The organism is Aquipseudomonas guryensis (assembly GCF_014164785.1).
Classification (GTDB): Bacteria; Pseudomonadota; Gammaproteobacteria; order Pseudomonadales; family Pseudomonadaceae; genus Aquipseudomonas; species Aquipseudomonas guryensis.
The window spans coordinates 900,557-912,577 of record NZ_JACJFN010000001.1; the positions used below are offsets into that span (position 1 = coordinate 900,557).

The 12,021-nt window shown below is 63.5% G+C and carries 12 protein-coding genes; 7 read left to right on the forward strand and 5 right to left on the reverse strand.

Annotated features, from left to right (window positions below; genetic code table 11):
- Positions 1-1,070: 1,070 nt before the first annotated feature.
- Both algC and argB read left to right on the forward strand, forming a co-directional pair.
- Positions 1,071-2,468, forward strand: coding sequence for a phosphomannomutase/phosphoglucomutase (algC, locus tag H3H45_RS20005; RefSeq protein WP_407926680.1), 1,398 nt, complete (start codon positions 1,071-1,073; stop codon positions 2,466-2,468).
- A gap of 23 nt (positions 2,469-2,491) precedes the next feature.
- Positions 2,492-3,400, forward strand: a complete 909-nt coding sequence (argB, locus tag H3H45_RS04130) for an acetylglutamate kinase (protein ID WP_173211089.1) — start codon at positions 2,492-2,494, stop codon at positions 3,398-3,400.
- 41 nt (positions 3,401-3,441) lie between these two features.
- On the opposite strand, the gene H3H45_RS04135 is transcribed toward argB, so the two are convergent.
- Positions 3,442-4,026 (reverse strand): DUF4124 domain-containing protein, encoded by a 585-nt coding sequence (locus H3H45_RS04135; RefSeq protein WP_182832459.1) that lies wholly within the window; start codon positions 4,024-4,026, stop codon positions 3,442-3,444.
- Between the two features lie 28 nt (positions 4,027-4,054).
- Positions 4,055-4,696 (reverse strand): orotate phosphoribosyltransferase, encoded by a 642-nt coding sequence (gene pyrE / locus H3H45_RS04140; protein WP_182832460.1) that lies wholly within the window; start codon positions 4,694-4,696, stop codon positions 4,055-4,057.
- Between the two features lie 93 nt (positions 4,697-4,789).
- On the opposite strand from pyrE, the gene H3H45_RS04145 reads away from it, so the two are divergent.
- The gene (locus tag H3H45_RS04145) at positions 4,790-5,569 is read left to right on the forward strand and encodes an exodeoxyribonuclease III (RefSeq protein WP_182832461.1); all 780 of its coding nucleotides are present in this window, start codon (positions 4,790-4,792) and stop codon (positions 5,567-5,569) included.
- Between the two features lie 87 nt (positions 5,570-5,656).
- Here the strand turns inward: H3H45_RS04145 and H3H45_RS04150 are convergent, their stop codons facing one another.
- The 3 genes from H3H45_RS04150 to rph form a co-directional block, all read right to left on the reverse strand.
- Positions 5,657-6,604: a DUF808 domain-containing protein gene (locus tag H3H45_RS04150; protein ID WP_182832462.1), complete on the reverse strand. Its 948-nt coding sequence runs from the start codon at positions 6,602-6,604 to the stop codon at positions 5,657-5,659.
- 73 nt (positions 6,605-6,677) lie between these two features.
- Complete coding sequence (locus H3H45_RS04155; protein ID WP_182832463.1) at positions 6,678-7,043, reverse strand: DUF4870 domain-containing protein; 366 nt, start codon at positions 7,041-7,043, stop codon at positions 6,678-6,680.
- 26 nt (positions 7,044-7,069) lie between these two features.
- Entirely contained in the window at positions 7,070-7,789 is a 720-nt protein-coding gene (gene rph, locus H3H45_RS04160; RefSeq protein ID WP_173211077.1) for a ribonuclease PH, read from the reverse strand.
- 136 nt (positions 7,790-7,925) lie between these two features.
- On the opposite strand from rph, the gene H3H45_RS04165 reads away from it, so the two are divergent.
- From H3H45_RS04165 to spoT, 4 genes are all read left to right on the forward strand, one after another.
- Positions 7,926-8,789 carry a YicC/YloC family endoribonuclease gene (locus H3H45_RS04165; protein ID WP_182832464.1) on the forward strand — a complete coding sequence of 288 codons (864 nt, stop codon included), beginning with the start codon at positions 7,926-7,928 and terminating at the stop codon, positions 8,787-8,789.
- A 40-nt stretch (positions 8,790-8,829) separates the two neighbouring features.
- A complete protein-coding gene (gmk, locus tag H3H45_RS04170; RefSeq protein ID WP_182832465.1) occupies positions 8,830-9,450 on the forward strand; it encodes a guanylate kinase in 621 nt (206 codons plus the stop codon).
- Between the two features lie 105 nt (positions 9,451-9,555).
- Positions 9,556-9,819, forward strand: coding sequence for a DNA-directed RNA polymerase subunit omega (gene rpoZ / locus H3H45_RS04175; RefSeq protein ID WP_173211071.1), 264 nt, complete (start codon positions 9,556-9,558; stop codon positions 9,817-9,819).
- A gap of 57 nt (positions 9,820-9,876) precedes the next feature.
- A complete protein-coding gene (gene spoT / locus H3H45_RS04180; protein WP_182832466.1) occupies positions 9,877-11,985 on the forward strand; it encodes a bifunctional GTP diphosphokinase/guanosine-3',5'-bis pyrophosphate 3'-pyrophosphohydrolase in 2,109 nt (702 codons plus the stop codon).
- Positions 11,986-12,021: the final 36 nt, after the last annotated feature.

The window sequence follows — 12,021 nt, forward strand, 5'->3', positions numbered from 1 at the left end:
TTGCCGCCCTCGCGGGATTGCTGGTCGGCAGCCTGCTGCTGTGGTTCAGCCTGGTGAGTCGTGATCAGCTGCAACAACAGCAACTGATCGACGCCTGGGGCAACAACCAGGCCAGCGCCGTGCAGCAGGCCCTGCAACAACTGCAGGCCGATACCCAGGCTGCCGCCGCCAATCCGACCCTGCTGGTCGCCTTGCAGAGCGACGACAAAAGCATCATTGGCGCCGCCGAGCGCAGCCAGCAGCACTGGCAGGGTGTAGTTGACGTTCACCTCAACGCCACCGGTCGTGCCTCGCTGGATGTCGGTCGCAGCGGGCCGATGAACTTCGCCGCCCTCGACCTGCTGCGCCGTCTGGAAAGTGGCCAGGCCCCTGCGCCTGAGGCCTACAAGGTCGGCGAGCGCTGGCTGGTGTATAGCGCGGCGACACTGGCTGGCAGCGATGGCGGCCGCTCGCCGGGGACACTGTTGCTGGTGGTCGACCTCGAGCGCCTGCTCAACACTCTGCCCACCGTGCCCGCCGGCATTGGCCAGGTACAGCTCAGCCAGCAATTCGGCAGCACTGCCGAGCAGATCCTCAGCGCGCGCGGCGAGCCTGGTGCAGGTGTCGCCAAGCTGTTCGATACCGGCAACCCGAACTGGAAGCTCAGCTTCACGCCTGGGCCGAATCTGCAGGCACCCGCGCTGTCGCCCGTGCTGCTCGGCCTCGCCCTGCTGCTGGCGGCAGGTGGCGCGCTGCTCGGCCTGTTCCTGGTGCAGAACCAGCTGCATGGCCGTCTGCGCAATGACGTACGCCAGCTGGGTCAGATGATCCAGGAACTCTCCAGCGGCAAGTCGGTCAAGGCCTTCAGCCTCAGCCTGCCGGCCCTCGATAGCCTGGCCCAGACCCTGGCGCGCATGCCGCGCCGCAAGCAGGAAAGTGCCTCTGCGGAGGCAGGCGGTGCCAGCACCGCCAAAGCAGAGACGGCAAGCAAGCCAGCACCACTGGCCGACCCGCTGTTTCAAGACACCGATATTCTCGATATCGACATTCTCGACGAAGACCAGGATCTCCTGGGATTGGAGCAAACACCTGTGGCAAGCGCCCGCCAAACCCCACCGAAACTGCCCGCCAGCATCTTCCGCGCCTACGACATCCGTGGCGTGGTCGGCGATACCCTGACCACTGAAGCGGCTTATTGGATCGGTCGCGCCATCGGCTCGGAAAGCCTGGCCAAGGGCGAGCCCAACGTCGCCGTCGGCCGTGACGGCCGCCTGTCCGGCCCGCAGCTGGTCCAGCAATTGATCCAAGGTCTGCTCGACTGCGGTTGCCAGGTCACCGATATCGGCATGGTGCCGACGCCAGTGCTGTACTTCGCCACCAACGTGCTGGAAGGCAAGTCCGGGGTCATGCTCACCGGCAGCCACAACCCGCCGGACTACAACGGCTTCAAGATCGTTATCGCTGGCGATACCCAGGCCAACGAACAGATCCAGGCCCTGAAGACCCGTATCGACAACAACGACCTGGCCAGCGGCGTCGGCAGCATCGAGCAGCTCGATATCCTCGACCGCTACTTCAAGCAGATTCGCGACGATATCGCCCTGGCCAAGCCGATGAAGGTGGTGGTCGATTGCGGTAACGGCGTGGCCGGGGTGATCGCCCCGCAGCTGATCGAAGCGCTGGGCTGCACCGTGATTCCGCTGTTCTGCGAGGTCGATGGCAACTTCCCCAACCACCATCCGGATCCGGGCAAGCCAGAAAACCTGGTCGACCTGATCGCCCGGGTCAAAGCCGAAGGCGCCGACCTGGGTCTGGCTTTCGACGGCGACGGCGACCGTGTCGGCGTGGTGACCAACGCCGGCAACATGGTCTTCCCCGACCGCCTGATGATGCTGTTCTCCAAGGACGTGGTGTCGCGTAACCCCGGCGCCGACATCATCTATGACGTCAAATGCACCCGTCGCCTGGGCGCGCTGATCAGTGGCTACGGCGGTCGTCCGGTGATGTGGAAGACCGGCCACTCGCTGATCAAGAAGAAAATGAAGGAAACCGGCGCCCTGCTGGCAGGCGAGATGAGCGGGCACATTTTCTTCAAGGAGCGCTGGTTCGGCTTCGACGACGGCATCTACAGTGCCGCGCGCCTGCTGGAAATCCTCAGCCAGGAAAAACGCAATTCGGAACAGGTGTTCGCCGCCTTCCCGGCGGATATCTCCACACCGGAGATCAACATCACCGTCACCGACGAGAACAAGTTCCGCCTGATCGATCGCCTGCAGCGCGATGGCGTGTGGGGCGACGCCAACCTGACCACCCTGGACGGCGTCCGCGTCGATTACCAGAAGGGCTGGGGCCTGGTCCGCGCCTCCAACACCACGCCAGTGCTGGTCTTGCGCTTCGAAGCGGAAACCCAGGAAGAACTGGAACGGATCAAGGAAGTGTTCCGCGCCCAGCTCTACACCGTCGCCCCTGAACTCAACCTGCCTTTCTGATCTGCCCCGGAGCCCCGCCTGCAATGACCCTCGAACGTGATGCCGCCACCAACGTCGCCAAGGTCCTGTCCGAAGCGCTGCCCTATATCCGTCGCTTCGTCGGCAAGACGCTGGTGATCAAGTACGGCGGCAACGCCATGGAAAGCGAAGAACTCAAGGAAGGCTTCGCCCGCGACATCGTGCTGATGAAGGCGGTGGGCATCAATCCGGTGGTCGTCCACGGTGGCGGCCCGCAGATCGGCGACCTGCTCAAGCGCCTATCGATCGAGAGCCACTTCATCGACGGCATGCGCGTCACCGACACCGCAACCATGGACGTGGTAGAAATGGTCCTCGGCGGCCAGGTCAACAAGAGCATCGTCAACCTGATCAACCGTCATGGCGGCAGCGCCATCGGCCTGACCGGCAAGGACGCCGAGCTGATCCGCGCCAAGAAGCTGCAGGTCACCCGCAAGACACCAGAAATGACCCAGCCGGAGATCATCGACATCGGCCATGTCGGCGAGGTGGTCGGGGTTAACACCGACCTGCTCAACATGCTGGTGAAGGGCGATTTCATCCCGGTGATCGCGCCGATTGGCGTCGGCGCCGACGGTGAGTCGTACAACATCAATGCCGACCTGGTCGCCGGCAAGGTGGCCGAAGCGCTGAAAGCCGAGAAGCTGATGCTGCTGACCAACATCGCCGGCCTGCTGGACAAGCAGGGTGAAGTGCTGACAGGTCTGACCACCGAGCAGGTGGACAGCCTGATCGCCGACGGCACCATCTACGGTGGCATGCTACCGAAGATCCGTTGCGCCCTGGAGGCCGTGCAAGGTGGCGTGACCAGCGCGCACATCATCGACGGTCGGGTGCCCAACGCGGTACTGCTGGAAATCTTCACCGACAGCGGTGTCGGTACCCTGATCAGCAACCGCAAGCATCACCGCTAAGAACCTGTAACGCGGCCGGCATCTGCCGGCCGCCTACGCCATCAGCGCCCGCGCAGCTCCTGCAGGCGAGCGCGGTCGGCGGCAAAGGCCGCTTCTTCGCTGACCCGGGTTTCCCGGTAGCGACTGATATCCTTCTCCACCCCGCTCTGCTCGATCTTCAGATTCTCGATCTGTACCAGCAGATGCTCGGGCACCTTTCGTCCGGCGCGCTCGAACTCGGCCGCCTTGGCCTGCAGGCTGCCCTGCTGCGTACGCAGGGACTGCAGGTTGCTCTGCGCCACACTGATCGCGCCGTCCAGCTCAGCCAACTTGCGATCGCGGGCGCGATCGACATCGCCGACTTCGGAGTAGATGCGCAGCAACTGGGCATCGGAGGACGCCTTGGCCTTCTCCTCCGCCAGCCGCTGACGCTCTTCGGCGCTCGGAGCCGGAGGCACGACCTTAATCACCCGCCCCTGCTCGTTGAGCACCTCATAACCCCTGGCCACATGTTCGGGCGGCACGCCAAGGCGATCGATCACGGTCACGCCGCGCTCGTCGACGTAGCGATACATTTCCGTGGCCGCAACAAGCGACGACCAAAGAGCCCAGCACAACGTCCAGCACAGCACCGCGGGTTTGAGCATGACAGACCCTTGTTGTAGTTGTTTGAGGCTAAATTCCGTATTGCGCGCGATAGGCCTCTACGGCTGGCAGGTGCTTCTTCAACTCAGCATCACCCGCCAGATAGTCCAGCACCTGCTCCAGCGAAACAATGCTGACTACCGGCATGCCATAGTCGCGTTCGACTTCCTGAATTGCCGACAGCTCGCCCTGACCACGCTCCTGGCGGTTCAGCGCAATCAGTACGCCAGCGGCCTGGGCACCCTGGGCCTGGATAATCTGCATCACTTCGCGGATCGCTGTACCGGCCGTGATCACATCGTCGACAATCATTACCCGCCCATTGAGCGGTGCGCCGACCAAGGTGCCACCCTCGCCGTGATCCTTGGCTTCCTTGCGATTGAAGCACCAGGGCAGGTCGCGATCATGCTGCTCGGCCAGGGCCACCGCAGTCGCCGCTGCCAGCGGGATGCCCTTGTAGGCCGGGCCGAACAGCACATCGAAGTCGATGCCGCTGTCGACCAGCGCCGAGGCATAGAAACGCCCTAGCTTGGCCAATGCCAGACCACTGCTGAACAGGCCGGCATTGAAGAAATAGGGGCTGGTACGCCCGGATTTGAGGGTGAACTCACCGAAACGCAGCACGCCGCGTTCGATGGCAAAACGGATGAATTCGCGCTGGTACGCCTGCATGAAAAGCCCCGAACGACACGGTTGTAGCTATGAATTTGGCTAATTGGGAATGAGCTCAGGTATCATACACGCAGGTGTTTTTGGGGGCTATTTATGCGGATCATCAGTGTCAACGTGAATGGCATTCAGGGGGCGGTCGAGCGCGGTTTGCTCAGCTGGCTGCAAGCCCAGAATGCCGACGTGATCTGCCTGCAGGATACCCGTGCCTCCTCCGTCGAACTGGACGATCCAGCGTTTCAGCTGGATGGTTACTTCCTTTACGCCGCCGATGGCGAAATTCCCGAGCTGGGTGGCGTGGCACTGTATTCACGCCTGCAACCGAAGGCGGTGATCCACGGTCTCGGTTTCGAGATGGCGGATCGCTACGGACGCTACCTGCAGGCGGACTTCGACAAGGTCAGCATCGCCACTGTGCTGCTGCCGTCCGGTCAGGGCGGTGACGAGAGCCTCAACCAGAAGTTCAAGTTCATCGACGACTTCACCAGCTACCTGGACAAGCAACGCCGCAAGCGCCGCGAGTACATCTACTGCGGCTCACTGTATGTCGCCCACCAGAAACTCGACGTGAAGAACTGGCGCGACTGCCAGCAGCTGCCTGGCTTCCTGGCCCCGGAACGGGCCTGGCTGGATGAAGTGATCGGCACCATGGGCTATGTCGACGCGCTGCGCGAAGTCAGCCGCGAAGGCGAGCAGTACAGCTGGTGGCCGGACAGCGAACAGGCGGACATGCTCAACCTCGGCTGGCGCTTCGACTACCAGCTACTGACCCCCGGCATGCGCCGCTCCGTGCGCAACGCCAAGCTGCCGCGCCAGCCACGCTTTTCTCAGCATGCGCCGCTGATCGTCGATTACGACTGGCTGCTCAGCGTCTAAACAGGCTTCACGCCCTGCTGCAGGGTGCGCGCGCACCCGCAACCACGAGAGTCCGGTACGGCGCAGCCTAGGCAGGAGCGCAACGCCCTAGCCGGTAGCACCGCCGCGCAGCGCACCCCAGGCCTTGCCAGCCAGGCTGACTAGGCCCAATACCAAGGCACCGACCAGCACGCCGAACAGCGCGTCGATCAGGGTAGGCGTGAGGACAGCCAAGACCCCGCCGATAGCCGCAATGCCAGCCACCGCCTCGACCCAGTGGTGAATCAGCGCATGGGCGCCGGGAATGCCATGGGTGAGGATGCCGCCACCGACCATGAACATGGCCGCGGTGCCCACCACCGACAGCAGCTTCATCAGCCACGGCGCCAGCCACAGGATGCCGCGACCAAAGGCTTGCAGCGCCGCACTGGCGCGCTGGCTGAGGTACAACCCGGCATCGTCCAGCTTGACGATACCGGCGACCAGGCCATAGACACCCACGGTCATCAGCAGGGCGATACCGGACAGTACCGTGACCTGCTGCACGAAGGGCTGGCTGGCCACCACCCCGAGGGTGATGGCGATGATTTCCGCCGAGAGAATGAAGTCGGTACGCACCGCGCCCTTGATCTTGTCCTTCTCGAAGGCCTGCATATCCACCGCTGGGTCGGCCAGGGCCTGCACATGCTCGGCATGGTGACTGGCGTCCTCCGCCGGGCTATGCAGAAACTTGTGCGCCAGCTTCTCGAAGCCCTCGAAACACAGGAAAGCCCCGCCAAGCATCAGCAGCGGCGTCACCGCCCAGGGCGCGAAAGCACTGATCAGCAGGGCCGCGGGCACCAGGATCAGCTTGTTGATCAGCGAGCCCTTGGCCACCGCCCAGACCACCGGCAACTCGCGATCGGCCTTGACCCCGGTGACCTGCTGGGCATTCAGTGCCAGGTCATCGCCCAGCACGCCGGCGGTCTTCTTCACCGCGACCTTGGTCATCACCGACACATCGTCCAGCACGCTGGCAATATCATCGAGCAGGGTTAACAGGTTGGCTCCAGCCACGTCAGGTTTCCTTACTTAACAGAGGGGGAAATGAAACAACCGGCCCCGAGCGGAGCCGGCACGGCACACCAGTCTATTTGACCAGGCGCCAGCACAGCGGATAGCGATAGACCTTGCCTTCATTGGCCTTGATCCCACCGATGATAGTCAGCACCAGGGCGGCCAGACCGAGCAGCGGCAGCAGCAGGAAACCGATTACCACCACGGCCAGCAGCATGCATATCAGCGCGGCGATGGACACGGTGATATGGAAATTCAGCGCTTCCTTGCCCTGGTCATCAACGAAGGGATCGAGATCACGCTTGAGCTGCCAGACAATCAGCGGGCCGAGCAGATTGCCAAAGGGAATCAGCAGGCCGATGAAGGCTGCAAAGTGGCAGAACATCGCCCACTGGCGGGCTTCCTGGCTCGGTGCGGGGGAAATATTCTGCTCATCCATGCTTCGTCTCCTGACGGGGGAAGGAATCAGTCGGCCAGTGCCGCCTGTTGCAACTCGAACAACTCGCGCATGCCCTGCTGGGCCAGGGCGAGCATGGCATTCAACTCTTCCGGCTGGAAGGGCGCGCCTTCGGCGGTGCCCTGCACTTCAATGAAACCACCAGCGCTGGTCATCACCACGTTGAGGTCCGTCTCGGCGGCAGAGTCTTCCAGGTAGTCGAGGTCGAGCACCGGCTCACCCTGGTAGATGCCCACGGAAACTGCGGCGATCATCTGCTTGAGCGGCTCGCCTTTGAGCGCGCCGCGCTTTTTCAGCAGCTTCAGCGCATCGACCAAGGCGACCATGGCGCCGGTGATGGACGCGGTACGGGTACCGCCATCGGCCTGGATCACATCGCAGTCGATATAGATGGTGTTCTCGCCCAGCTTGCTCATATCCAGCGCAGCGCGCAGCGAGCGGCCGATCAGGCGCTGGATTTCCAGGGTACGCCCGCCCTGCTTGCCACGGCTGGCCTCGCGCTGATTACGGTCACCGGTGGCGCGCGGCAGCATGCCGTATTCGGCGGTCAGCCAGCCCTGGCCCTGGCCCTTGAGGAAGCGCGGCACGCCGGATTCGACGCTGGCGGTGCAGATGACCTTGGTGTCGCCGAACTCGACCAGTACCGAGCCCTCGGCATGCTTGGTGTAGTTGCGGGTGATGCGTACGTTGCGCAACTGGGAGGGGGCACGGCCACTGGGACGTTTCATCTGCTAATACCTGATAAGGAGCGGGGATCTGCCGGCATTATAGGGCCGCCACCGGCCATGCGACACGCCCGATTGGGCCGGCGGTCGCTCTGCGTTACAATCCCGCGCCCTTGTTCCCGATCCTAGAGGTATTCCCATGGTGCATAGCATGACCGCCTTCGCCCGCGTCGAAGGGGCCGGCGCCCACGGCACCCTGAGCTGGGAACTGCGCTCGGTCAACCACCGCTACCTGGAACCGCACCTGCGCCTGCCGGATGCCTTCCGCGACCTCGAAGGGGCGGTGCGCGATGCCCTGCGCCAGGGCCTGTCGCGTGGCAAGGTGGAATGCACCCTGCGTTTTGCCGAGGAAAACACCGGCAAGCGCCTGCAGGTCGACAGCCAGCGCGCCCAGCAACTGATCAGCGCCGCCGAGGAAGTGGCCGCCCTGATCAAACAGCCGGCTCCGCTAAATCCCCTGGAAGTGCTGGCCTGGCCCGGCGTGCTGGTGGCCGATGCCGCCGACCCGCAGGCACTGAATGCCGCCGCCCTGGATCTGTTCAACCAGGCTCTGGCCGAGCTGAAGAACGGCCGGGGCCGCGAAGGCGCCGAGCTGGCCAGACTGCTCAATGAACGCCTGGACGCCATGAGCTCCGAAGTCGTCGCCCTGCGCGAGCTGGTGCCGCAGATGCTGGCCAACCAGCGGCAGAAAATCGAGACGCGCTTTGCCGAGATGCAGGCCGAACTGGATCCGCAGCGCCTGGAGCAGGAGCTGGTAATGCTGGCCCAGAAGAGTGACGTGGCTGAGGAGCTGGATCGCCTGACCACCCACGTCAGCGAAGTGCGCCGCGTGCTCAAGGCCGGCGGCGCCGCCGGTCGGCGCCTGGATTTCCTCATGCAGGAACTCAACCGCGAGGCCAACACCCTCGGCTCCAAGGCCTTCGACCCGCGCAGCACCCAGGCGGCAGTGAACTTGAAAGTCCTGATCGAGCAGATGCGCGAACAGGTACAGAACATCGAATAACTCGCCTAGGCTTGGCATAAACGCTTTTCAGGATGCATCCATGACCGTCACCACCGGCACCCTCTACATCATTTCCGCGCCCTCCGGCGCCGGCAAGACCAGCCTGGTCAAGGCACTGGTCGACAGCGAGGCGCAGATCCGCGTCTCCGTCTCGCACACCACACGCGCCATGCGCCCAGGCGAGGTGGACGGGGTCAACTACCACTTCGTCAGCCGCGAACAGTTCACCGCCATGCTTGAGCACAGCGACTTCCTTGAGCACGCCCAGGTCTTCGACAACCTCTACGGCACCTCGCAGAAGTGGGTCGAGCAGACCCTCGCCGATGGCTACGACCTGATCCTCGAGATCGACTGGCAAGGCGCCCAGCAGGTACGCCGGCTGATGCCCCAGGCCAAGTCCATCTTCATCCTGCCGCCGACCCAGGAGGCCCTGCGCCACCGCCTGACCAACCGCGGCCAGGACAGCGGCGAGATCATCGAGCGACGCATGCACGAGGCCGTCAGCGAGATGAGCCACTATGTCGAGTACGACTACATCCTGATCAACGACGACTTCGCCCATGCACTGACCGACCTGAAGGCGATCTTCCGCGCCAATCAGCTGCTCCAGCACGTCCAGCAACAGCGTCACGCCGGCCTGCTCAGCGAACTGCTGGTCTGACCGGGGAAATCAGTGCTTCCCTTAATGCTGGTGATTTTTTAGACTATTCAGTCCGCTCGCCCATTTGGGCCCAGCTCTTTATCTGCATTTGCTACGAGGAACACCATGGCCCGCGTTACCGTTGAAGATTGCCTGGACAACGTCGATAACCGCTTCGAGCTGGTCATGCTCGCCACCAAGCGCTCGCGTCAGCTGGCCACCGGCGGCAAAGAGCCGAAAGTGGCATGGGAAAACGACAAGCCGACCGTAGTCGCCCTGCGCGAAATCGCTGCCGGCCTGGTCGACTATGACGTCATCGCCCAGGACGACCTGGTCGAGGAAGAGCCGTTCTTCGCTGCTCTCGAGGACGAGGCCAACGAGCCTCTGTAAGAGCATGGGTCGAAGTCGCGCGACTCGCAGTCAGCCCGTGCGGCAAGGGGTGCTACCTTGCCGAGCATAGACTCACTCGCCGAACGCCTTTCGACCTACCTCGGCCCGGATCAGGTCAACCTGGTCCGCCGCGCCTACTTCTACGCCGAGCAAGCCCACGATGGTCAGCGCCGCCGCAGCGGTGAGGCCTACGTTACCCACCCGCTCGCCGTCGCCAATATTCTCGCTGACATGCACATGGACCATCAGAGCCTGATGGCCGCGATGCTGCATGACGTGATCGAGGACACCGGCATCGCCAAGGAAGCGCTCACTTCGCAGTTTGGCGAGACCGTTTCCGAACTGGTCGACGGGGTCAGCAAGCTGACCCAGATGAACTTCGAGACCAAGGCCGAGGCCCAGGCCGAGAACTTTCAGAAGATGGCCATGGCCATGGCCCGCGACATCCGCGTGATCCTGGTCAAGCTGGCCGACCGCCTGCACAACATGCGCACCCTGGAAGTGCTGTCCGGCGAGAAGCGCCGGCGCATCGCCAAGGAAACCCTGGAAATCTACGCGCCCATCGCCAACCGGCTGGGCATGCACAGCATGCGCGTGGAATTCGAGGACCTCGGCTTCAAGGCCATGCACCCGATGCGTTCCGAGCGCATCCGCACCGCGGTCAAGCGCGCGCGCGGCAACCGCAAGGAAATCGTCAACAAGATCGAGGAATCGATCACCCACTGCCTCGAACGCGAAGGCATGCAGGGCGTGGTGATCGGCCGCGAGAAGCACCTCTACAGCATCTACCAGAAGATGCGCGGCAAGCGCCGGGCGTTCAACGAGATCATGGACGTCTATGCCTTCCGCATCATCGTCGACAAGGTCGACACCTGCTACCGCGTGCTCGGTGCCGTGCACAACCTGTACAAGCCCCTGCCCGGCCGCTTCAAGGATTACATCGCGATCCCCAAGGCCAATGGCTACCAGTCGCTGCACACCACGCTTTTCGGCATGCACGGCGTACCGATCGAGATCCAGATCCGTACCCGCGAGATGGAAGAGCTGGCCAACAACGGCATCGCCGCCCACTGGCTGTATAAATCCAGCGAGGACGAGCAGCCCAAGGGCAGCCACGCCCGCGCACGCCAGTGGGTCAAGGGCATCCTCGAGCTGCAGCAGCGCGCCGGCAACTCGCTGGAATTTATCGAGAGCGTGAAGATCGACCTGTTCCCGGATGAGGTCTACGTGTTCACGCCCAAGGGTCGCATCATGGAGCTGCCGAAGGGCTCCACCGCGGTCGACTTCGCCTACGCGGTACACACCGACGTCGGCAACAGCTGCATCGCCTGCCGCATCAACCGCCGCCTGGCGCCACTGTCGCAGGCCCTGGAAAGCGGCTCGACGGTGGAAATCGTCACCGCACCCGGCGCCCGACCGAACCCTGCCTGGCTCAACTTCGTGGTCACCGGCAAGGCGCGCACGCATATCCGCCACGCGCTCAAGCTGCAGCGCCGTTCGGAATCGATCAACCTCGGCGAGCGCCTGCTGAACAAGGTGCTCACCAGCTTCGCCAGCCACCTGGACAAGGTGCCGGCCGAACGCGTGCAGGCGGTACTCGGCGAATACCGCCTGGAAATCATCGAAGACCTGCTGGAAGACATCGGCCTGGGCAACCGCATGGCCTACGTGGTGGCGCGCCGCCTGCTCAGCGAAGGCAACGATCAGTTGCCGAGCGCCGAAGGCCCGCTGGCGATTCGCGGCACCGAAGGCCTGGTGCTGAGCTACGCCAAGTGCTGCACGCCGATCCCCGGCGACCCGATCGTCGGCTACCTGTCGGCAGGCAAGGGCATGGTAGTGCACCTGGACAGCTGCAAGAACATCAGCGAGATCCGCCACAACCCGGAAAAATGCATCCAGCTCAACTGGGCCAAGGATGTCACCGGCGAATTCAACGTCGAACTGCGCGTCGAGCTGGAGCACCAGCGCGGCCTGATCGCGCTGCTGGCCAGCAGCGTCAACGCCGCCGACGGCAATATCGAGAAGATCAGCATGGACGAGCGCGATGGCCGCATCAGCGTGGTCCAGCTGGTGGTCAGCGTGCACGACCGCGTGCATCTGGCCCGCGTGATCAAGAAATTGCGCGCCCTGACCGGCGTGATCCGCATCACCCGCATGCGCGCCTGACCCCTTTTTGCCGCGCCAGACCGGCGCGCCACTCTC